The sequence below is a fragment of the Sandarakinorhabdus sp. genome (assembly GCF_051860625.1).
Lineage (GTDB): Bacteria > Pseudomonadota > Alphaproteobacteria > Sphingomonadales > Sphingomonadaceae > Sandarakinorhabdus.
Window position 1 is genome coordinate 373,064 of record NZ_JBHYDQ010000001.1, and the last position, 20,750, is coordinate 393,813.

18 protein-coding genes are annotated in these 20,750 nt (G+C 64.6%); 9 read left to right on the top strand and 9 right to left on the bottom strand.

Annotated features, from left to right (window positions below):
• Nucleotides 1-2: 2 nt before the first annotated feature.
• The 5 genes from ACTIEZ_RS01740 to ACTIEZ_RS01760 form a co-directional block, all read right to left on the bottom strand.
• Nucleotides 3-833, bottom strand: a complete 831-nt coding sequence (locus ACTIEZ_RS01740) for a carbohydrate ABC transporter permease (RefSeq protein ID WP_439544917.1) — start codon at nt 831-833, stop codon at nt 3-5.
• The gene (locus ACTIEZ_RS01745) at nt 830-1,732 is read right to left on the bottom strand and encodes a carbohydrate ABC transporter permease (RefSeq protein WP_439544918.1); all 903 of its coding nucleotides are present in this window, start codon (nt 1,730-1,732) and stop codon (nt 830-832) included. The genes ACTIEZ_RS01740 and ACTIEZ_RS01745 overlap by 4 nt, the downstream gene beginning before the upstream one ends.
• The gene (locus ACTIEZ_RS01750; RefSeq protein WP_439544919.1) at nt 1,725-3,083 is read right to left on the bottom strand and encodes an ABC transporter substrate-binding protein; all 1,359 of its coding nucleotides are present in this window, start codon (nt 3,081-3,083) and stop codon (nt 1,725-1,727) included. Before ACTIEZ_RS01750 ends, ACTIEZ_RS01745 begins: the two co-directional genes overlap by 8 nt.
• A gap of 176 nt (nt 3,084-3,259) precedes the next feature.
• Entirely contained in the window at nt 3,260-4,411 is a 1,152-nt protein-coding gene (locus ACTIEZ_RS01755) for an NAD(P)/FAD-dependent oxidoreductase (RefSeq protein ID WP_439544920.1), read from the bottom strand.
• A gap of 3 nt (nt 4,412-4,414) precedes the next feature.
• Nucleotides 4,415-6,088, bottom strand: a complete 1,674-nt coding sequence (locus tag ACTIEZ_RS01760) for an FAD-dependent oxidoreductase (protein WP_439544921.1) — start codon at nt 6,086-6,088, stop codon at nt 4,415-4,417.
• Nucleotides 6,089-6,309: 221 nt separating this feature from the next.
• On the opposite strand from ACTIEZ_RS01760, the gene ACTIEZ_RS01765 reads away from it, so the two are divergent.
• The 6 genes from ACTIEZ_RS01765 to ACTIEZ_RS01790 are packed head-to-tail and all read left to right on the top strand — an operon-like array spanning nt 6,310 to nt 12,754.
• Nucleotides 6,310-7,773, top strand: coding sequence for an NAD-dependent succinate-semialdehyde dehydrogenase (locus tag ACTIEZ_RS01765; RefSeq protein WP_439544922.1), 1,464 nt, complete (start codon nt 6,310-6,312; stop codon nt 7,771-7,773).
• Nucleotides 7,774-7,804: 31 nt separating this feature from the next.
• Nucleotides 7,805-8,581 carry an IclR family transcriptional regulator domain-containing protein gene (locus tag ACTIEZ_RS01770; RefSeq protein ID WP_439544923.1) on the top strand — a complete coding sequence of 259 codons (777 nt, stop codon included), beginning with the start codon at nt 7,805-7,807 and terminating at the stop codon, nt 8,579-8,581.
• A 59-nt stretch (nt 8,582-8,640) separates the two neighbouring features.
• Nucleotides 8,641-10,482: a tRNA uridine-5-carboxymethylaminomethyl(34) synthesis enzyme MnmG gene (gene mnmG, locus ACTIEZ_RS01775; protein ID WP_439544924.1), complete on the top strand. Its 1,842-nt coding sequence runs from the start codon at nt 8,641-8,643 to the stop codon at nt 10,480-10,482.
• The gene (gene rsmG, locus ACTIEZ_RS01780; RefSeq protein ID WP_439544925.1) at nt 10,482-11,102 is read left to right on the top strand and encodes a 16S rRNA (guanine(527)-N(7))-methyltransferase RsmG; all 621 of its coding nucleotides are present in this window, start codon (nt 10,482-10,484) and stop codon (nt 11,100-11,102) included. The genes mnmG and rsmG overlap by 1 nt, the downstream gene beginning before the upstream one ends.
• Nucleotides 11,099-11,875 (top strand): ParA family protein, encoded by a 777-nt coding sequence (locus tag ACTIEZ_RS01785; protein WP_439544926.1) that lies wholly within the window; start codon nt 11,099-11,101, stop codon nt 11,873-11,875. Before rsmG ends, ACTIEZ_RS01785 begins: the two co-directional genes overlap by 4 nt.
• A 12-nt stretch (nt 11,876-11,887) precedes the next feature.
• On the top strand, nt 11,888-12,754 hold the full coding sequence (locus ACTIEZ_RS01790; RefSeq protein WP_439544927.1) for a ParB/RepB/Spo0J family partition protein: 867 nt from the start codon (nt 11,888-11,890) through the stop codon (nt 12,752-12,754).
• Here the strand turns inward: ACTIEZ_RS01790 and holA are convergent.
• The 4 genes from holA to ACTIEZ_RS01810 are packed head-to-tail and all read right to left on the bottom strand — an operon-like array spanning nt 12,751 to nt 17,286.
• Nucleotides 12,751-13,770 (bottom strand): DNA polymerase III subunit delta, encoded by a 1,020-nt coding sequence (holA, locus tag ACTIEZ_RS01795; RefSeq protein WP_439544928.1) that lies wholly within the window; start codon nt 13,768-13,770, stop codon nt 12,751-12,753. The two genes, ACTIEZ_RS01790 and holA, sit on opposite strands and share 4 nt — an antisense overlap.
• 9 nt (nt 13,771-13,779) lie before the next feature.
• Nucleotides 13,780-14,244 (bottom strand): LPS assembly lipoprotein LptE, encoded by a 465-nt coding sequence (lptE, locus tag ACTIEZ_RS01800; protein WP_439544929.1) that lies wholly within the window; start codon nt 14,242-14,244, stop codon nt 13,780-13,782.
• Between the two features lie 28 nt (nt 14,245-14,272).
• Nucleotides 14,273-16,831: a leucine--tRNA ligase gene (gene leuS / locus ACTIEZ_RS01805; protein WP_439544930.1), complete on the bottom strand. Its 2,559-nt coding sequence runs from the start codon at nt 16,829-16,831 to the stop codon at nt 14,273-14,275.
• 17 nt (nt 16,832-16,848) lie between these two features.
• Nucleotides 16,849-17,286: a DUF3576 domain-containing protein gene (locus tag ACTIEZ_RS01810; protein ID WP_439544931.1), complete on the bottom strand. Its 438-nt coding sequence runs from the start codon at nt 17,284-17,286 to the stop codon at nt 16,849-16,851.
• Nucleotides 17,287-17,533: 247 nt separating this feature from the next.
• Here ACTIEZ_RS01810 and ACTIEZ_RS01815 point away from each other — a divergent pair, with 247 nt between their 5' ends.
• The 3 genes from ACTIEZ_RS01815 to crtI all read left to right on the top strand — a co-directional run bounded on the left by ACTIEZ_RS01815 (nt 17,534) and on the right by crtI (nt 20,740).
• Complete coding sequence (locus ACTIEZ_RS01815) at nt 17,534-18,286, top strand: hypothetical protein (protein WP_439544932.1); 753 nt, start codon at nt 17,534-17,536, stop codon at nt 18,284-18,286.
• 4 nt (nt 18,287-18,290) lie between these two features.
• The gene (locus ACTIEZ_RS01820) at nt 18,291-18,962 is read left to right on the top strand and encodes a YggS family pyridoxal phosphate-dependent enzyme (RefSeq protein WP_439544933.1); all 672 of its coding nucleotides are present in this window, start codon (nt 18,291-18,293) and stop codon (nt 18,960-18,962) included.
• Between the two features lie 152 nt (nt 18,963-19,114).
• A complete protein-coding gene (gene crtI, locus ACTIEZ_RS01825) occupies nt 19,115-20,740 on the top strand; it encodes a phytoene desaturase family protein (protein ID WP_439544934.1) in 1,626 nt (541 codons plus the stop codon).
• Nucleotides 20,741-20,750: the final 10 nt, after the last annotated feature.

Genomic DNA, 20,750 nt, shown 5'->3' on the forward strand with positions numbered 1-20,750 from the left:
CGTCAGCCCTTCACGCCGCCAGCGCCGAAGCCGCTGGTCAGATAACGCTGGAAAAAGGCGAACAATATCACCAACGGCACGCTCATCATAACCGATGCCGCCATCAGCAGCGACCATTCGATGTTGAACGCCGAAATCAGCATGTTCATCACGCCGGTGGTCAACGGCCGCGCCTCATCGCTGTTCACCAGTACCAGCGCATAAAGATATTCGTTCCAGGCCAGGATGAAGGTGAACAGCGCGGTGGAAATGATCCCTGGCAACGCCTGCGGCAGCACCACATCAATAAACGCCCCCATCCGGCTGGCACCATCGACCATCGCGGCGGATTCGAGATCCTCCGGAATGCCGGCCATGAACGATCGCAGCAGCCACAGCGCATAGGGCAGAGCGAAGGTCATGTAGGCCGCAACCAGGCTGGCCAGCGTGTTGGCCAGCCCCAGATTGACCAGCATCAGATAGAGCGGCGAGATCAGCACCACCGACGGCAGCAGATAGGTGAACAGCACCAAGGTCGCCAGCGTCTCGCGCCCGCGATATTTGAAGCGCACCAGGCTGTAGGCCCCAAGCACGCTGATCAGGATGACCAGCACGGTGGTGGAAATCGCCAGGATCATCGAATTGCCGAAATATTTCAGGAACGGCGTGTCCGTCAGCACGCGGGTGTAATGTTCGAAGGTGACGGCTTCGGGCAGCCACTTCGGCGTCCGGCTGAACAATTCCACCGCCGGCTTGATCGATGTCAGCAGCATCCACACCAACGGGAAGGAGATGATCAGCACCAGCGGCCAGGTAATCAGGCTGGCCAGCACGGCAGGGCGGCGCGTGCTCATGATGCGGCCCGCGCGCGCTGCAGATAGGCCAGCATGAACACCAGCATCACTAGCATCATCGACACGGCATAGGCTGCGGCCATGCCCATCTGGTTCAGCCCGAAAGCTTGTTGGTAGACGATCAACGGCAAGGTACGGGTGCCGTTCACCGGCCCGCCGCCGGTCATCAGGTAGATGAGATCGAACTCCTTGAAATCCCACACCGTCCTGAGCAGGATCACGATGGTCAACACATCGCGCAACTGCGGCAGCGTCACATCGAAAAAGCGCGCAATCGGCCCGGCGCCATCGATCTTGGCGGCTTCATAGAGAGTCTCGGGGATGGTCTGCAGCCGCGCCAGCACGGCGATGACCACGAACGGGAAGAATTTCCAGGCGCCGACCACGATGATGCTCAGCATCGCATTGGGCATGGCGCCAAGCCAGTTCACCGGCGCATCGATGATGCCGGCCGACATCAGCATGGCATTGAGAATACCGTAGAGATCATTGAACAGCCAACGCCAGACCAGCACGGCCACGACGGTCGACAGGAAATAGGGGAACAGCACCAGACCACGCGCGAGGGATCGGAACAGGATATTCTGGTGCAGCAGCAACGCCATGCCGACCCCGACGATGATCTGCAGCGTCAGCGTGCCGACCGTCCAGATCGCGGTGGTCAGCAGCGCGCTCCAGAAACCGCCATTGGCCAGCAATTCCCGATAATTGCTGAGGCCGACCCAGTTGCCGTCCAGCGTCGGCGTGTAGATCGAGAAGAAGGACAGATAGATCGCCGACAGCAGCGGATAGACGATCACCGCGCCGAGCACCAGGATGGTCGGCGCAATAAGCACCAGCCCGAGCAGGGCATCCCGGCGTTCCAGCGACGGCCCCCGCGCGGCGGCGGCGTCAGGCACGCATCAGCTCCGCCAGCTTCTTGGCGGTGGCGGCGACGCTCGTACGCGGATTTTCCTTGTTCAGCACCACGCGCTGCACCAGTTCGGCAATGGTGTTGCTGGCGATGATCTCGTTGGCCTTCAGATTGGGTTTGTGGGCCGCCGTTTCCTGGCCCAGATTATGGCCGGCCGCCGCGGTGCGCGTCATCAGATCGACTTCACCGGCATATTTGGCGATGAGCGGATTGGCGAGATAGGTCGGGTCCGCGGCAACAGTGCGCAGCACCGGCAGCACATGGCCGGGCGCCGCGTGCAGTTGCTGCACATAAAGCTCGGTCTGGTAGAGCGAGGCGGCGAACGCCTTGGTTTCGGCCAGGTTGGGCGCGCCCTTCGGGATCAGCAGGCAGGGGAAATCATTGAACGTCCACGCCGGAATGTCGCGCGACAGGGTCGGGTAGGTGGTGCAGCTGATCGCATCGGCGATGGCCGGATTCTGCGCCGCAACATTGGCCAGCACGCGGCCGCCGTAGATGCCCGTCGCGGTCGATCCCGACACGAACGCCGTCAGGCTTTCGCCCCAGCTGAAATTGGACGCGCCCGACGGGCAAAATTCCCACATCGACCGGAAGAATTCCAGCGCGTCATAGGTCGCCTGGGCATCGATGCCGACCTCCAGATCGGGCGTGAACACACGGCCGCCAGCGCGGTGGATGAAGCCGATGAAGATCAGCGACGTCATCGCGTTCATGCCATAGGGCAGCGCCGCGCCATACACGCCGCCGCGCTGCATTTTCTGCGCTGCGCTGCGCAGTTCATCCCACGTGGCTGGCGGCGCCGCGATACCGGCAGCAGCCAGCAAATCCTTGCGATACCAGAACATGTCGACCGCGGTATTGCCGATACCGGTGGCGCAATAATGACCGTCGGCGGTGCGATACACGTCGTTGGCGCCGGGGAAATATTGGTCCGCACCAACCGCCGCGATCACATCATCGACCGGTTCGAGCAGGCCTTCGGCATAATAATTTTGCGCAGCGAAGGACGGCAAATGGGTGACGATGTTGGGCACCTGCTTGGCCGCAAACGCCGCCGCGAATTGCGCCGGATAGCCTTCGTCCGACGTCGGTTCGAACACCACGCGGATGGCGGGATTGGCGGCTTCGAAAGCGGCGATCTGCGCCTTGTAGACGCGCAACTGATCGGGCGCCGCCTGCGGTGACCACCAGCGCAACGTGGTGCGCTTGTCGTCGCTGCCACAGCCAGCCGTCAACCCGACAGCCGTCGCCGCGCCGGTGGCCGCCAGCAGGCGCAGCGCGCTGCGGCGCGTGATATGCTGCCCCAATGGACCGCGTTCCGGCTGAGTCGCCCCCAACGATTCCGCTCCTATATTGTTCGCAGTGCGACCATCTGTTCACTATGGGCAGAAGGGTCACGCCGCGCAAGACCAAATTTTCCTGTAACTTATCAGCGTTGTGAGAGTGTGGACCCACGAGCACCGCCCAGGCTTTTGACGATTTCTGCGCAGTCTGTACGCATAGCGAACGAATTTCAGAAGAATCGGTCCGGCCGGAACGGGCCGATATCTTCCCCCGGCGAACGGCCCAGCACCACATCGGCCACCAGCCGCGCCGACAACGGCCCCAATGTATAGCCGGCATCGCCCGGAATGGCCATGAACAAGCCCGGCGCCGCCGGCACCGCGCCCAGCACGCCCATCCCGTCCACAGACGTGTTGATCCCGGCCCAGGTCCGGATGATCCGCAGATTGCCGATGCGCGGCACGATATGCTGCGCCAGGCTGGCGTTGGCGATCATGCTGGCCAGCTCGACCTCGGCATGGCCGCCCGGCACATCCTGCCGCGCCGGCCAGCCGCCGCCGATCACGATCTGCCCGGTGCCGAATTGTTTCAGCGTGATCATCCGATCGGCATGCTGCACCAGATGGCCGATCATCGGCGCCGTCGCTTCGGTAATGTTCATGTGCAGCGGTTCGGCCGTGGCGGGGATGGCGATCCGTGCGTCCACACTGGCCGCCAGCGCCTTGCTGCCCGCCGCCGCCGCCAGCACGACGCGCCCGGCCCGCACACTGCCGTGCGATGTCGTCACCGCAAAGCCCGCGCCGGCCCGCGCAATCGCCGTCACCCGCACCTGCTCCGCCAGCACCACGCCGCGCGCCTTGATCCAGGCCCTGATCGCGGCATTGCACAACAAGGGGTTCAGCTTGCCCTCGTTCGCGCACAGCTCGGCGCCGACAATCGCCGGCCCGAAATAGGGTGCAATCCGGTCCAGCGCCGCGCGATCCAGAATCTCGACATCCAGCCCGAACTGCCGCTCCCGCGCGGCCTTGATGCCCAGGAAATCCAGCTGCGCCTGGCTTTCGGCCACCATCAGCCCGCCGGTCATCTTCAGATCGAAATCGGCGCCCAGTAGCGCACCCAGCGCCTGCCAGAACGCCACCGCCTTGGGATAGAGCGGCAATTGCCGTTCCATATTGGGCACATTTTCCGGGTACAGCCGCATGAAGCGGCTCTGCATCTGCACATGCAGGCTGCCGGCGTTCGACGACGATCCGGCCCCGCCGCCATCATCCACCACCAGCACATCCTGGCCTTCGTCGGCCAGAAACCCCGCCACGCAACTTCCGACAACACCGCCGCCAACCACCAGCGTACCGATCTCGGCGGGCAAATCCGGCGCCATCACTCAGCGGCCAGCCAAATCGCGGATCAGCACCGGCTTCACCGGCGGCCGCGGCGCAAAGCCCGACATCTCATCGGGCGCCGCGCCGCCGCTTTCGCGGATCAGCGCCTCCAGCAGCGGCCGGCAATAACGCCCCTGGCACGGCCCCATGCCGATGCGGGTCGCGCGCTTGACCGCACCGGCCTGGCCATGGCCATCGGCCAGCGCCGCCCGTGCCGCGCCGAAACTAATCTCTTCACACCGGCAGATCAGCGTCTCGTCGCCTGGGGCCATCGCCGGCGGCACGCGATACACCTGCCAAAGCGCCCGCTGAAAACGGCGATGCCGCTCCCCCGCTGCAGCCGCCGCCTGCCGTTCCCGCGCCAATGCCGGCCCGATGCCATGGCCAAGATCGGCAGCCGCCGCAAAGCCCGCCAGCAGCCCATCCGCTGCCGCCACCCGGGCGCCGCCCAGCCCGGTGCAATCGCCCAGCGCATAAATGCCCGCCACACTGGTGCGACCGTCCGCGTCGCGCCACGTCACCAGGCGGCCCTGCGCCGCATCATGATCATGCCGGCACCCCAGCGCGCGCAGCAATTCGTTCGACGGTTCAAAGCCATAGCCCAGGCACAGCACATCGGTGTCGAACACCCGCTCTCTGCCTTTGCCAGATAGCGTGACTTGCAGCCCCGCAGGCGCCGCCTCGACAGCCCGCACCACCATGCCATGCAGCATTTCCACCCCGCCACGCAGCCGCTGCCAGTGATAGCGCAAGCCCTGCACCACCAGCCCCGGCGACGCCGCAGCCATCGCCGCCACCGCTGCCAGATCATGCGTGGCCGCCGGCGCCGCCTCCACCACCGCCAGCACGTCGGCACCGCCGCCCTGCAATTCCGCCGCCAACTGCAAATTCAGCGGGCCATTGCCGGCAATCAGCACTCGCCGCCCCGGCAGCCGCCGCGCCGTGCGCCACAAGGTTTGCGCCGCCCCGGTGGTCATCACGCCGGGCAGATGCCAACCCGGCACCGGCCAGGCCCGTTCAAAGGCGCCCGTCGCCACAATCACAGCCCTGGGCAAGATCCGCCGCGACCCGGCGCCTTCCACCGACGCCACGAATTCCAGCGGCTTGAACGCCCCCCACACCGTCACCCCGTTGCGGATCACCACGCCGGCATCCAGCGCCTGCCGCGCCAAAGCCAGGCCTTCGCGATGCTGCGCATCCGGCGGCACCACATCGTCGCCTGCCACCGCCACCGGCTTGAAATATTGCCCGCCGGCCAAGCGCCGCTCATCCACCAGCAGCACGTCCACACCGGCCTTGCGCGCTGCAATGGCCGCCGACAGCCCGCCGGGCCCGGCGCCGATCACCAGCAATTCCGGCCGGTCGACCGGCATGTCCGCGATCGTCGCCGGCGGCAGCGATTTCGGATCGCAAACGCCCGACTGCCCGTGCTGCTGCCGCCGGATGCTAAGCGGCTCCTTCACACTGGTCATGCAGGCCCGCCGATTCGGCTGGCCATCCACTTCCACCAAGCAATCCTGGCACACGCCCATGCCGCAGAACAGGCCGCGCTCGGCCCCGGATCGCGTGGTGCGGAAACCCTTGATCCCATGCGCCGTCAGCGCCGCAGCAACGCTCTCGCCAGCGCGCGCCAACACGGGCTCGCCTTCGAACAGGATCCGCACAAATCCGGTCATTGCTGCGCCCGCACGTCCGTTTCCCCGCAAATTGTTCACCATGCGAACGCGGGTTCGCCGGTTGACTTCGATAGTCTAGCTGCCCCACAACAGAGTTGCCATGGGCTTACCGCGCTATCAGCCTGTAGACGCTGCCGCAACATGTTCGCTATGCGTCATTATGTGCGCAGCAAGCTTCTGCGTGGCCGGCGCGATGCCCAGCGCGTTATGAGGAGCATGACATGAAGTTGACCGACCAGAGCCTGTTGAAAGACGCGCTGCTCATCAATGGGGAATGGCTGAAACCGGCCGGTTTGGCCAGCTTCGATGTCACCAATCCCTCGACCGGCGCCATACTGGCCCAGGTTGCCAAAGGCGGCCAGGCCGAAGCCGCCGCCGCCATCGCCGCGGCCGACGCCGCCCTGCCCGATTGGCGCGACCGCACCGCCAAGGAACGCGCCACCATCCTGCGCCGCTGGCATGATCTGGTCGTCGAACATGTCGAGGATCTGGCGCAGATCCTGACCGCTGAACAAGGCAAGCCATTGGCCGAAGCCCGCGCCGAGATCCTTTATGGCGCTGCGTTCTTTGAATTTTATGCCGAGGAAGCCAAGCGCATCTACGGCGAATTGCTGCCCAGCTACGCCCGCGATCGCCGCCTCGCGGTGTTCAAGCAGCCGATCGGCGTTGTCGCTGCCATCACCCCGTGGAATTTCCCGATGGCGATGATCCCGCGCAAGGCCGCACCCGCCATCGCTGCGGGGTGCACGATGGTGCTGAAACCGGCCAGCGCCACGCCGCTGTCGGCGCTGGCACTCGGCGAACTCGCCATCCGCGCCGGCCTGCCGCCTGGCGTGTTCAACATCGTGCCCGGCTCCGCCGCCGCGGTCGGCGATGAGCTGGTCAGCAGCGATACGGTGCGCAAGCTCACCTTCACCGGATCGACCGAAGTCGGCCGCGAACTGATGGCCAAGGCCGCGCCCACCATCAAGAAGATCGCGCTGGAACTGGGCGGCAATGCCCCGGTCGTGGTGTTCGATGATGCCGATCTCGAAGCGGCGGTGGCCGGCACCATTGCCACCAAATTCCGCAACATGGGCCAGACCTGCGTCTGCGCCAATCGCATCTATGTCCAATCGGGCATCTATGATCGCTATCTGGCTGCACTGACCGCGGCGGTCGAGGCGATGAAGATCGGGGACGGCTTTGCCGACGGCGTCGTGCAAGGCCCACTGATCGACATGGCTGCGGTGGCCAAATGCGAAGAACATATCGCCGACGCACTCAGCCACGGCGCCAGCGTGGTTTCCGGCGGCGGCCGCCACGCGCTGGGCGGATCATTTTTCCAACCGACGATCCTGAAGGACGTCACCCAGGCCATGCAGATCGCCCGCGAGGAAACCTTCGGCCCGGTCGCGCCAGTGTTCCGTTTCGATACCGAAGCCGAAGCTGTGCGCCTGGCCAACGACACCGAATACGGCCTGGCCGCCTATTTCTTCACTAAGGATCACGCGCGCGTCTGGCGCTTCAGTGAAGCGCTCGAATTCGGTATCGTTGGCGTCAATACCGGTGCCACATCCTATGAAGGCGCGCCGTTCGGCGGCATGAAAGCGTCGGGCATCGGCCGCGAAGGCTCCCGCCACGGCCTCGATGAGTTTCTTGAAATCAAATATGTTTGTATGGCAGGTATCCCGCCGCTAGGTTGACGGGGCCGGTTCAATCGCTGGAAGCAGTTTCATGAATTCGATGGACGTGATCGATGTGAGTGACCGTGATTATGTCGCGTCACTCGCGCGTGGTCTGGAAGTTATTTCGGCGTTCACCAAATCCCGCCCGAAAATGACCCTCTCTGATATCGCGCGCAGCACCGGCATGACCCGCGCCACTGTCCGTCGGCTGCTGCTCACCCTGGTGCGCGAAGGCTATGCCGACAAGGATGACAAGCTTTTTTATCTGAAACCAAAGGTGCTCAAGCTCGGTTACTCGGCTGTTTCGTCGATGAGCATGCTCGATGTCATCCAGCCGGTCATGAATGAACTCGCGGACACCCTGAAGGAATCGGTGTTTGCCGCCGTCCTCGCCGGCGACGACGTGTTTTATGTCGCGCGGGCCACGTCGGAACGGCTGATCAATGTCGGCATCACTGTTGGCAAGCGCTCGCCGGCCTTTGCGGTGTCAACCGGCCGCATCCTGCTGGCTGCCGAGCCCGAGGATGTGCGCGAAGACTATCTGGAGCGCGTGAAGCTCGAGAAACTCACCCCCAACACCGTCACCTCCAAGGTCAAGCTGCGTGCACTGATCGAGGAAGCGCGTGTCCTGAACTACAGCATCGTGGACCAGGAGTTGGAGGTCGGCCTTGGCGCCATCTCCGTGCCGATCCGTAACAGCGAAGGCAAGGTGATCGCCGCGCTCAACGTCTGCTGCCCGTCATCACGCACCACGATTCAGGACATGCAGAAGCAGATCCTGCCGGAAATGATGGCCGCCAGCCAGAAGATCACTGCCGGCCTCTAGGGCGCCAGCCAATGATGTTTCACGTGGAACATCGCGCACCAACCGGCTAAAGCCCGTTCATGCACTTCGATGTCATCATTGTTGGCGCGGGCCACGCCGGCTGCGAAGCGGCTGCCGCCGCTGCCCGCCGCGGCGCGCGCGTGGCCCTCGTCACGTTGCGCGCTGATGATCCAGGTACCCTGAGCTGCAATCCGGCGGTCGGCGGGATCGGCAAGGGCCACCTCGTTACCGAGATCGATGCCCTCGGCGGCATCATGGGGCGCGTCACCGACGCAGCGCGCCTGCAATCACGGCTGTTGAATCGTTCCAAGGGGCCGGCTGTCCACGGTCCTCGCGCGCAGGTCGACCGCAAACTCTACCGTCAGGCCATGGCCAGCGTATTGGCCGAGCACCAGAACTTGTCCGTCATCACCACCGCCGTTGAAGCGCTGATCATCGACCAGGGCAAAATCACTGGTGTGGAAACCGCACAGGGCCGTCTAAGCGCCCCCGCCGTAGTCCTCACCACCGGCACCTTCCTGGGCGGCATGATGCACATCGGCAACCAGCGCGAATCCGGCGGCCGCGTCGGTGCACAAGCGTCAGACCTCGGCGCTGCTCTGCGTGCACTTGGCCTGCCGGTCAACCGGCTGAAGACGGGCACTCCGGCGCGCCTCGATGGCCGCAGTATCGACTGGTCTGTGCTAGACTGGCAACACGGCGACGGCGACAATCCCTGCTTCAGCCGCAGCAGCGAGCCGAACCCGCGCCCGCCCCTGCCCTGCGCCATCACCCGCACCAATGCAAAGACCCACCAGATCATCCGGGATCACCTTGGCGAATCGGCGCTTTACGGCGGCCACATCGACTCGCTTGGCCCACGCTACTGCCCGTCCATCGAAGACAAGGTCGTGCGCTTCGGTGACCGTGAAGGCCACCAGATATTCCTGGAGCCGGAAGGTTATGACGACATCAGCATCTATCCGAATGGCCTGTCCACTTCCCTGCCGCTGGCCGTGCAGGAAGAATTCATCGCCACCATCAAGGGCCTGGAACGCGCGCACATCCTGCGGCCGGGCTATGCCATTGAATATGATCATGTCGATCCGCGCGCATTGACGCCCGGCCTGGCCTGCAAGGACATCGCCGGCTTGTTCCTCGCTGGCCAGATCAACGGCACCACGGGTTACGAGGAAGCCGCCGCCCAAGGCCTGGTCGCCGGCGCCAATGCCGCCGCGACGGCGCTTGGACTGCCCGAACTGACCATCAATCGCACCCAGGCCTATATCGGCGTGATGATCGACGATCTCACCACCCACGGTGCCGCTGAGCCCTATCGCATGTTCACCAGCCGCGCCGAGTATCGCTTGCGCCTGCGCGCCGACAATGCCGATCAGCGACTGACACCGCTCGGACAGACGCTGGACCTGATCCCCGCCGCGCAGGCTGAGCGCTTTGTCGCCGAAACCACGGCACGCAACGTGGCCCGTAGCTTGCTCGACACGCTATCCGCCACCCCTCACCAACTCGCCACCCACGGGATTGATGTGCGTCAGGATGGCCAATCACGCAACCTGTTCGACTGGCTGCGCTTCCCGGCCGTTACCCATGAAGCGGCGCGCCGTGTTTGGCCACAACTGGCCAGCATCCCTGACGAGCTGTTCGCCAGCCTCGCGGTGGATGCCAACTACGCTTCCTATGTGGCCCGGCAAGATGCCGAAGTGGCTGCGCTGCGCCGCGATGAGGGCCTGGTGCTGCCCGCATCGATCGATTTTGCAGCAGTCCCTGGCCTGTCCCACGAGATGGTCGAACGCCTGACCCGCGCGCGCCCAGCGACCATCGGCGCGGCCAGCCGTGTTCCGGGCATCACGCCGGCGGCGCTCATCGCCTTGCTGCCGCTCGCATCGCGCCGGGCCGCCTGATGGACAATCCGGAACGCGCAGCCTTTGCAGCCGAGTTTGATGTTTCACGTGAAACATTGGCGCGTCTGGACCGTTACGCCGAGTTGCTCACCGATTGGCAGCAGCGCATGAACCTGATCGGGCCATCCACACTGCCGCACATCTGGGACCGCCACTTCCGCGATTCAGCACAGCTCTTGCCCATCGCCGGGCCCGGCCAACGCTGGCTGGACATCGGCGCCGGTGGCGGTTTCCCCGGCCTCGTCCTCGCCATCATGGACCCCACCGCCAACTTCATGTTGGTCGAATCCATCACCAAGAAATGCACGTTTCTGGCCACGATAGCCCAAGAAACTGGCTCATCTGCCCAGGTTACAGTGACCAACGCCCGCGTTGAGGACACACCAACCCAGCGTTTTGACATCATCACTGCCCGAGCTGCCGCACCGCTGGCCACCTTGTTCGATTGGAGCGTCCGCTTTGCCGGCCCACGCACGCGCTGGATCCTGCCAAAGGGCGCCCGCGTGCAGGAAGAACTTGCCAGCGCGGCACAGCGCTTCCACTTTGGTCACGAGCTGATTCCCAGCCGCACCGATTCGGCCGCCCGCATCGTGGTGGCAACAGGGGTGAAACGCCGATGATCATCGCCATTGCCAACCAGAAGGGCGGCGTCGGCAAGACGACGACGGCGGTCAATCTGGCCACCGCACTGGCCGCCATCGGCAAGCGCGTGCTGGTGATCGACAGCGACCCGCAGGGCAATGCCTCCACTGGCCTCGGCGTCGGCCGCAAGGATCGCGAACCCTCGCTTTATCAATTGCTTATCGGCGATGTTCCGGCCGCAGACACCGTCAAGCCCACCGCCGTTCCGGGCCTGTCGCTGATCCCGGCAACGTCTGCCCTGTCCGGTGCAGAAGTCGAGCTGGTCAGCACCGACCGCCGCACCCACCGCCTTGCTGACGCGCTCGCCACACTGCCACCCTTTGATTTCATGCTCATCGACTGTCCTCCATCGCTCGGCTTGCTCACCGTCAATGCACTGGTCGCGGCCGACAGCGTGCTGGTGCCGCTGCAAAGCGAGTTTTTCGCCCTCGAAGGCCTGTCGCAACTGCTCGGCACCATCGATCGCGTGAAGGCTGGCCTCAACAGGCGCTTGGAATTGCTGGGTATTGTGCTGACCATGGTCGATCGTCGCAACCGGCTGTCCGATCAGGTCTGCGACGATGTCCGCGCCGTGATGGGTGCAAAGGTGTTGAAAACGATGGTACCGCGCAACGTCCGCCTGTCCGAGGCCCCCAGCCACGGCCTGCCGGCGTTGATCTACGACAGCCGCTGCCTCGGCTCCGAAGCCTATGTCGCGCTGGCCCGCGAACTGCTCGGCCGCATCGATGCCAGACTGGCACTGGCGGGATAAGGAGCCAAACAAATGGCTGAAACGAGAAAAAAATCCGGCCTCGGCCGCGGGCTGTCGGCCCTGCTGGACGACATCGCTTCGCCGCCATCCGTCGATGCCCCAAGCGTGGTGCGCCTGCCCGTCGCCGACATCGCCACCAATCCCTATCAGCCCCGCCGCCACTTCGATGAGCAGGCCATGGCCGAACTTGTCGCCTCGGTTCGCGCCCACGGCATATTGCAACCAATCCTCGTCCGCCCACACGCCGGCCGCCACCAGATCATCGCCGGCGAACGCCGCTGGCGCGCAGCGCAAGCCGCCGGCCTGCACGAGATTCCCGTCGTCGTCCGCCCGCTCGATGACCGTCAAGTCTCTGAAATTGCACTTATCGAGAACATCCAGCGCGCCGATCTCAATGCCATCGAAGAAGCCCGCGGCTATCAACGGCTAATCGCCGAACATGGCCATACCCAGTCAGCTTTGGCCGATATCGTCGGCAAATCCCGCAGCCACATCACGAATTTACTGCGCCTGCTGGACCTCCCAACCCCGGTGCAGGCCATGGTGGAAACCGGCACACTCTCCATGGGCCATGCCCGCGCGCTGGTCGGAACCGCCGATGCCGAGGCACTGGCCGACAAGGTGGTGCGTCAGGGCCTGTCTGTGCGTGCCCTGGAACAGCAGCTCGCTGGCGGGCGTGGCAAACAAGGCGCGCCATCACCGCCCCCCGCAACGGCCAATGATCCCAACAGCGAAGCCCTGGAAAGCCAACTGGCTGAGGCACTCGGCATGCCCGTCGCCCTGCAGGTCGCTGCCGGCGCCAGCAGCGGCAGCCTGACCATCCGCTTTGCCGATCTCGATCAACTCGACATGCTCTGCGCCCGCCTCGGCGCCAGCTAACGTCTGCGCGCCGCCGCTGCCGCCCGGCGCGTCATTGCCAGCAGCATCGCATGCGCGCCCACATCGGCAAGCCCTCCACTGGCCTTGACGGCGCGTTCTGCAGCCAGAATCTCGCCCATGGCGCGGCGCAGACGATCCTGCGTCCATATCGCCAAGGCTTTGGCAATTATCGGCTTCTCCTTGAAAAAGATTGCCCTTGCACCTTCCACCACGGCATCGGGGCTGCGACCCGCATCTACCTCGACGCGCAACGCGATCAATTGCACGAACCGGCGCTCCAATCCGCGCAGCAGTGGAATCGCAGTCCCATCGGGCAGCCGCGCCAACAGATCGCTCGCTGTCGCAACGTCGCCAGTGGTGATGGCTGCAATCGGAGCGAACAGTTCCGCCTCACCACTGGCAATGCCAAGCGCCGCGAGATCGTCCGCGTCCAAGCGCTGTGGATTATCGGCCGCTGAGTCCTTGAAAAGCGCATATTTTTCCAGCTCGCGGCGCATCACCTGCCGATCGCCCGCGGCAGATGCAAACAATGTTTCAGCCACCCCGCGCTCCAACCGCAAACCCAGCGGCGCAGCCATCTCGGCGAGCAGCTTGGGCGCATCACGCAAGGTCGCCTCATACTGGGCACAGGCGGCGATTGCGGCATGTTTTTCCGCAGCTTGGCGCAATTTGTTGGCAGCCTTCAGATCGCCAGCCACGGCAACCACCGGATGCCCCGCAGGCGCCGACAGCAGGGCCTCGACAGCAGGAAGCCCGGCCTCATCCAGACCGTCCACCCGCACCAACTCGCGACCGCCAAACATCGACAGGCTGGTTGCGGCGGCGACCAGCGCTTGCGGGTCATGCTTCAGGCTGCTGCCATCAATCTCGGTCAGCGTCTCTGGCGCGATCCCCGCCACCAGCTGGCCGGCCAGATCGCGCGAGGCGGAATCATCCGGCCCGAACAGCAGCACCAGCCGCAGCTCCGGCGGCCAGACCCGGGCGATGCTGGCGATGCGGCCAGGGTCGGCCTTCATCGCCGCCGCTCACCTGGCGGTGGCGCGGGCATGGCGTGCCAGCCGGGCGCTGATTTGCCGAGCGATATCAACGGACAGCCGGTCGAGCGCGCTATTTTCCGCTGCAACCACGGCATAGTTGGAGCTGACGCGATCGATACCGGCATCGGCCGACGCGCTGTCATCCAGCACAACCTGGCCAGTGGCCGCCTCCACCAGCCGAAAGCGCGCGCGCAACGTGCGCCGTTCGCGGGCCGCCGAAGAATCACCGCGCAAACCAAAGGCCGTGATCTGATCGTCCAGAACGACTTCAAGCCGATAGCGCGGATTGTCGACGGCGCGACCAAACTGATCCTCCAGCGCCTGGCGCACCAGAAAGCCCGCGCGTTCGGGGATCGGCGCAATGCCGATGTCTGCCATCAGGCTGGCCGGCGCCGAGGCGCTGCCACCAGTATAGACCGGTTGCAGGCCGCAGCCGGAAACGGCGAGCGCCAAAAACAGCAGGGCGTGAAGCAGACCGGGGCTACGCAACGATGTTCACCAGGCGATCGGGCACCACGATGATCTTGCGTGGACTCGCGCCATCCAGGCTGCGTTGCACTGTCGGCAGGGCCAGCGCATCGGCCTCCAGAACGGCCTTCTCGCTGCCCTTGGCGGCGGTGAAACTGCCCTTCAACTTGCCGTTCACCTGCACGGCGATGGTCACTTCATCGTCGATCAGCAACGCCGGGTCTGCCACCGGCCACGCCGCGTCACACACCAGCCCGTCCTGCTCCAGCAGCGCCCAGGCCTCTTCGGCCAGATGCGGCGCCATCGGCGCAACCAGTTGAATCAGCGTGACAACGCCGGCCCTGCGGCTGGGGCCGGGGCTGGCGCGTTCCAGTGCGCCGACCAGTTCATACAGGCGCGCAACCGCCTTGTTGAACTGCAGCCGATCGATATCGCTTGTCACTGCGGCAATGGCCCGATGCACCTGGCGATCCAGCTTGCCGTCTGCGACACCTTCGGCGGTCGCGACATGTTCTTCCGCCAACCGCCACACACGCTGCACGAAGCGCCAGGCACCATCGATACCGCTTTCCGACCAGGCCAAGTCGCGCTCCGGCGGCGAGTCCGACAACATGAACCAGCGCACGGCGTCCGCGCCATAGCGACCGAGAATGGCATCGGGATCGATGACATTCTTCTTCGATTTCGACATCTTGATGACGCGGCCGACCTCGACCTTGTCACCATCCGCCTTCAACCAGGCGCCGTCGCTGCGGCGATCAACCTCTTCGGGCGCGAACCAGATCGGCGGCAGGCCTTCGCCCTGCGGCCGGCTATAGGTCTCGTGGGTGACCATGCCTTGCGTGAACAGCCCGGAAAACGGCTCCGCGACATCCAGGGCCCCGATGCGCTGCAAGGCCCGCGTCCAGAAGCGCGCATAAAGCAGGTGCAGGATGGCATGCTCCACCCCGCCGATATACTGGCCCACCGGTAGCCATTGCGCCGCCACCGCCGGATCGAACGGACGATCGAGCGGCGCGCTGGCGAAGCGGATGAAATACCAGGATGAATTGGTGAAGGTATCCAGCGTGTCGGTCTCCCGCCGCGCCGACGCGCCGCACGTCGGGCAGGCCACCTGGCCCCAGGTCGGGTGGCGTTCCAGCGGGTTGCCGGGCACATCGAAGCTCACGTCTTCGGGCAGGATCACCGGCAAATCGGCCTTGGGCACCGGCACCACACCGCACGCGTCGCAATGGATGATCGGGATCGGCGTGCCCCAATAACGTTGGCGCGAGACACCCCAGTCACGCAGGCGATATTGCGTGACGCTTGTCCCCCAGCCCTCGGACGTCGCACGGGCAATCACCGCAGCGCGCGCATCTTCGGCGGTCATGCCGTCCAGGAACCGCGAATTCACCATGCGGCCCGGCCCGGTATAGGCATCGTTGTGGATCGGCGCCTGCTCCTCGCCCTCAGCCGCCACCACGCGCAGCACCGGCAGCTGATATTTGCGGGCAAAATCGAGGTCACGCTGGTCGTGGCCTGGGCAGCCGAACAGCGCGCCGGTGCCATAATCCATCAGCACGAAATTGGCGACGAATACTGGCAACTGAAGGCCGGGATCCAGCGGGTGGATCACCGACAAGCCGGTATCAAAGCCCAGCTTTTCCTGTGTTTCGATATCCGCCGCCGCGGTGCCGCCAGCTTGGCACTGCGCGATGAAATCGGCCAGCGCCGGGTTGTCGCGTGCACATTGCTGCGCCAATGGGTGATCGGCGGCGATGGCGGCGAAGCTGGCGCCGAACAGCGTGTCCGGCCGCGTGGTGAACACGTCGAAACCTCTCCCCTCCCCTTCAGGGGAGGGGCCGGGGGTGGGGAAGTCAGTCGCCAACTCGAAACGAAACCGCAGCCCCGTCGAACGCCCGATCCAGTTCTCCTGCATCAGCCGCACCTTGTCGGGCCACTGATCGAGGCCGCTCAGCCCATCCAGCAGATCATCCGCAAAGTCCGTGATTTTCAGGAACCACTGGTTCAACTTGCGACGCTCCACCAGCGCGCCCGATCGCCAGCCACGGCCGTCGATCACCTGCTCGTTGGCCAGCACGGTCATGTCGACCGGATCCCAATTCACCGCCGATTCGCGGCGATAGACCAGCCCGGCGGCCAGCATATCCAGGAACAGCGCCTGTTCCTGGCCATAATAGCCCGGATCACAGGTGGCCAGCTCACGGCTCCAGTCCAGCGCAAAGCCCAGCCGCTTCAGTTGGGCGCGCATCGCCTCGATATTGGCGCGGGTCCAACTGCCGGGGTCTACGCCGCGCTCCATCGCGGCATTTTCGGCCGGCATGCCGAACGCATCCCACCCCATCGGATGCAGCACCTCGAAACCCTGCGCGCGGCGGGTGCGCGCCACGACATCGCCCATCGTATAGTTGCGCACATGCCCAATATGCACGCGCCCTGACGGATAGGGAAACATTTCAAGCACATAGGCCTTGGGCCGCGGGCTGTCGTCGCGGGCGACGAAGCTTTCGCGCGCCTCCCAGATGGCCTGCCAGCGCACTTCTGCGGCCTGATGGTCAAAACGGGGCATGGCGTCTGGTCAGCGGATCAACGGTCTGGCGCCATGGTGCTGCGCCGCAGATCCCGCGCCTTGGCCAGCACGGTTTCTTCCATGCGCTGCACGGTCCCGGCGCGCACGCCCGCATCGGTCCAACCGGTGGCACCCAACGTCTGGCGCTGCACATTCACCGTCAACGCATCGGCGCGAAGTTCGGTATCCAACACGGTGACGGTCACCTTCACCCGCTCATTGGCGCTTTGGGGGGACACATACCAATCGGTAATGATCACGCCGCCATTGGAATCGACCTGGGCCAAAGGCATGAAACCGATCGTATCCAGCGCCGCGCGCCACAGATAGGCATTGATGCCCAGCGTGGTCACCCGCGGCGGCGCTTCAGCGGCAATCTTCGGTTGCTTGCGGCCGCAGGCCGGCGCCATCAGTGCCAGCGAAGACAGGAAAACCAGGGTAACGATACGCCGCATGGCAGGCCCTTCATCGGATGCGGCCCCGTCGGGCCGGCTCGCGCTGCTTATTGGCATGTTGCACCTCTGCCGCCAAGCCCGACGCGCCCACAGACAGGCCTGCAGGCGCGCTGTACCAAGGCTTGGCTGCAACAACTGTGGGCTTCCCGCCACAAACTTTGCAAAAACGCGGGCTTGGCGCCGTTCAGGCTGGCTATACGTCCAAAGTTTTATGGGCTTGGCGCATGGCTGTTGCTAGGTTGATGACATGAAGCTTGGGGCCGATTCGGTCGCGCACACGCGCGCCTCTGCTCACCGCATCGCGCAGATGCTGGTGGCCGGCTTGCTATGCGTCGGGCTGGCCGCATCGGCGCAGGCCGCAAAGCCAGCATCGAAGACACCAAAGCAGCGCTTGACGGTCGACACGCCGATCACGCCGTTCCAGCCGAAGATTGCTGAATTCGGGCGGTTTGCCTTCACGGCGCCGGGCGCACCGGCACAGCCGCAGTCACTGTCCAGCGGCTTCCGCTTCACGCCATCGGGCCAGGCCGAAAATCTGCGTGCGCTGTCGCTGGCGCTGGCGACGCGAGTCACCGCGCCGGCGGCCGATCGCTCCAAGGCGGCGACGCCGGCCGATAATCTGGTCGTGCCCGCCGGTTATGGCGTCAATGTTTCGTTCGGTTGGAAGGGCTTCGCGCTCGATACCGGTTACAGCCATGCCGAACCGGTGCTCTCGGCGCCGCTGGCCGGCCGGATGACCGACGCGCTCAACCTGGGCCTGTCCTATGGTGGCAACAACTGGCGCACCAAGCTGGAGGGCACCGCCGAACAGAGCCAACCCTTGGCCTTCGCGCCGCTCACCCGCCGTTATTCGCTCGAACTGGGCGGCGCCTATCGCGTGGCGCCGCGCCTGTCGGTCACCGGCGGCGTCCGCTATCGCATCGCGCCGGAACCGCCGAGCCTGGTGCTGCCCGACCGTGACGATCAGGCTGTCTATCTCGGCACCAGCATCGCCTTCTGATCGCATGACAGATGCTTCCGAACGGTTGGCTGCGGTGCAGGCCGGGCTCTACCGGGCCTGCCGCGATGCCGGGCGCAGCGACCGGCCACTGCTCGTCGCCGTGTCCAAAACCTTCGCTGCTGAAGATATCAGGCCGCTGATCGCCGCCGGGCAACGCCATTTCGGCGAAAACCGCGTCCAGGAGGCGCAGGGCAAATGGCCGGCGCTGATCGCCGAAACAGCCGCGGACTCTGGGGGCATCGTGCTGCACCTGGTCGGCCAGTTGCAATCCAACAAGGCCGCCGAAGCCGTGGCGCTGTTCGACGTGATCCACAGTGTCGACCGCCCCAGCCTGGTCACCGCACTGGCCAAGGCGCAAACCGCGCTGAGCAAACGCCCCGCATGCTATCTCCAGGTCAATATCGGCGATGAGGCCCAGAAAGGCGGCTGCGCGCTGGCCGATCTCCCCGCGCTGCTGACGCAGGCCCGGGAAGCCACCCTCGATATCACCGGCCTGATGTGCGTCCCCCCCGCCGATCTGGAACCCGCCCCCTATTTCGCACTGCTGGCCGAACACGCCCGCCGGCTCGGCCTGCCCGGCCTCTCCATGGGCATGTCCAGCGACCACCAGACCGCAGCCCTGCTCGGCGCCACCGTGGTGCGGGTGGGCAGCGCATTGTTCGGCAGCAGAGGATAAAGGCCGCCGGCGGGCCGGGTCAGGGGCTCTGCCCGTAGTTTCATTTTTTCGCGGCCCACCACGGCAGCTTGTTCAAGCCTGCGACAATTTCAGATTTTGTTTAAACCGCGTTGGGGGACTACCAGCACAAAGCGAAGAAAAGGTCGGACCACATGCCAAGACGTAAAGCGGTTGTTATTGGAGCAGGCATCGGGGGCATTTCGTGCGCGATGCGGCTGCAAAGCCTTGGATTTGATACCGAGATTGTCGAGGCGCTCGATGCGCCGGGTGGCCGGGCCTATGTGCGCCGCGCCGATGGCTTCGTGTTCGACATGGGGCCGACCGTGCTCACCGTGCCGCATTTCATCGAGGAACTGTTCAGCCTGCAGCAGGACCATGCCATGTTGGGCGAGCCGGATTTTCCGGCGCATGTGCTGGATGAAAACAGTCGGATCCGGGAAGGCATCTCGGGCGGACCCAACACCAGCAAATATCTGGAAATAATGCCGATCCTGCCGTTCTACCGCATTTATTTCGATGATGGCACCTTCTTTGATTACGACGGCGATCCGGTCAGCACCCGGGAGCAGATCAAGCGACTCGCGCCGGAAGATCTGGAAGGTTACGAGGCGTTCCACGAGCAGGCGCGTGCCATCTTCCAGCGCGGTTTCCTGCAACTGGGCTACACCTATTTCGGCAGCCTGGGATCGATGCTGGGTGTGGTGCCCGATCTGTTGAAGCTGGGCGCCGTGCAGCCGCTGTTCAGCCTGATCAGCAAATATTTCAAATCCGACAAGATGCGCCAGGTGTTCAGTTTCGAACCCTTGCTGGTCGGCGGCAACCCGATGAAGGTGCCGGCCATCTATGCGATGATCCATTTCGTCGAGAAAACCTGGGGCATCCATTTTGCCAAGGGCGGCACCGGCGCCATGGTTTCGGCCCTGATCACCAAGTTCGAGGAGATGGGCGGCCGGCTGCGGGTGAATGCGCCGGTCGACCAGATCCTGGTGCAGGACCGGACGGCGACCGGCGTACGGCTGAAGGGCGGCGAGACCATCGCGGCCGATGTCGTGGTGTCGAACGCCGATTATGCCACCACCTACATGAAGCTGATCGACAAATCGCACCGCCGCATCAACCGCGATGCGCTGGTGAAATTCCGCAAGCAATCCATGTCGTTGATGGTGATCTACTTCGGGTACGAACGCCGCGACAATGATCCCGATCTGCGCCATCACAACATCATCCTGGGCCCGCGTTACGAAGCGCTGTTGAACGAGATTTTCGAGAAGAAGGTGATGAGCCCGGATTTCTCGCAATATCTCCACATCCCGACCCTGACCGATCCCAGCCTGGCGCCGCCCGGCCATCACGCGGCCTACACGCTGATCCCGGTGCCCAACAACGCCAGCGGCCTGGATTGGGACGTCGAAGGGCCGAAACTGTGCGACCGGGTGCTGACCTTCCTGGAAGAGCGCGGCTATATCCCCGATCTGGCCGCGCGTCTGAAGCACAAGAGCTTCATCACGCCGGATTATTTTGCCGAAACGCTGGGTTCCTACCTTGGCAACGGCTTCGGCGTGGAACCGGTGTTGACCCAGACCGCCTTTTTCCGTCCGCACAACAAATCCGAAGATATCCGCAATCTCTACCTTGTCGGGCAAGGCACGCAGCCGGGCGGCGGCACGCCATCGGTGATGATGTCAGCCAAGATGACCGCGCGGGAGATTGCCCGTGATCTGGGCGTGGATACCGCCGTGGTAAACGGGGTGCCGCGGGAGACCGAGCTGGTGGCCTGAACGCCGGGCG

Bases quoted from the DNA above. Each gene is read 5' to 3' on its own strand.
- ACTIEZ_RS01740 (WP_439544917.1), bottom strand. From the start codon at position 833: ATGAGCACGCGCCGCCCTGCCGTGCTGGCCAGCCTGATTACCTGGCCG.
- ACTIEZ_RS01755 (WP_439544920.1), bottom strand. From the start codon at position 4,411: ATGGCGCCGGATTTGCCCGCCGAGATCGGTACGCTGGTGGTTGGCGGC.
- ACTIEZ_RS01760 (WP_439544921.1), bottom strand. From the start codon at position 6,088: ATGACCGGATTTGTGCGGATCCTGTTCGAAGGCGAGCCCGTGTTGGCG.
- ACTIEZ_RS01765 (WP_439544922.1), top strand. From the start codon at position 6,310: ATGAAGTTGACCGACCAGAGCCTGTTGAAAGACGCGCTGCTCATCAAT.
- ACTIEZ_RS01770 (WP_439544923.1), top strand. From the start codon at position 7,805: ATGAATTCGATGGACGTGATCGATGTGAGTGACCGTGATTATGTCGCG.
- mnmG (WP_439544924.1), top strand. From the start codon at position 8,641: ATGCACTTCGATGTCATCATTGTTGGCGCGGGCCACGCCGGCTGCGAA.
- rsmG (WP_439544925.1), top strand. From the start codon at position 10,482: ATGGACAATCCGGAACGCGCAGCCTTTGCAGCCGAGTTTGATGTTTCA.
- ACTIEZ_RS01785 (WP_439544926.1), top strand. From the start codon at position 11,099: ATGATCATCGCCATTGCCAACCAGAAGGGCGGCGTCGGCAAGACGACG.
- ACTIEZ_RS01790 (WP_439544927.1), top strand. From the start codon at position 11,888: ATGGCTGAAACGAGAAAAAAATCCGGCCTCGGCCGCGGGCTGTCGGCC.
- holA (WP_439544928.1), bottom strand. From the start codon at position 13,770: ATGAAGGCCGACCCTGGCCGCATCGCCAGCATCGCCCGGGTCTGGCCG.
- leuS (WP_439544930.1), bottom strand. From the start codon at position 16,831: ATGCCCCGTTTTGACCATCAGGCCGCAGAAGTGCGCTGGCAGGCCATC.
- ACTIEZ_RS01810 (WP_439544931.1), bottom strand. From the start codon at position 17,286: ATGCGGCGTATCGTTACCCTGGTTTTCCTGTCTTCGCTGGCACTGATG.
- ACTIEZ_RS01815 (WP_439544932.1), top strand. From the start codon at position 17,534: ATGAAGCTTGGGGCCGATTCGGTCGCGCACACGCGCGCCTCTGCTCAC.
- ACTIEZ_RS01820 (WP_439544933.1), top strand. From the start codon at position 18,291: ATGACAGATGCTTCCGAACGGTTGGCTGCGGTGCAGGCCGGGCTCTAC.
- crtI (WP_439544934.1), top strand. From the start codon at position 19,115: ATGCCAAGACGTAAAGCGGTTGTTATTGGAGCAGGCATCGGGGGCATT.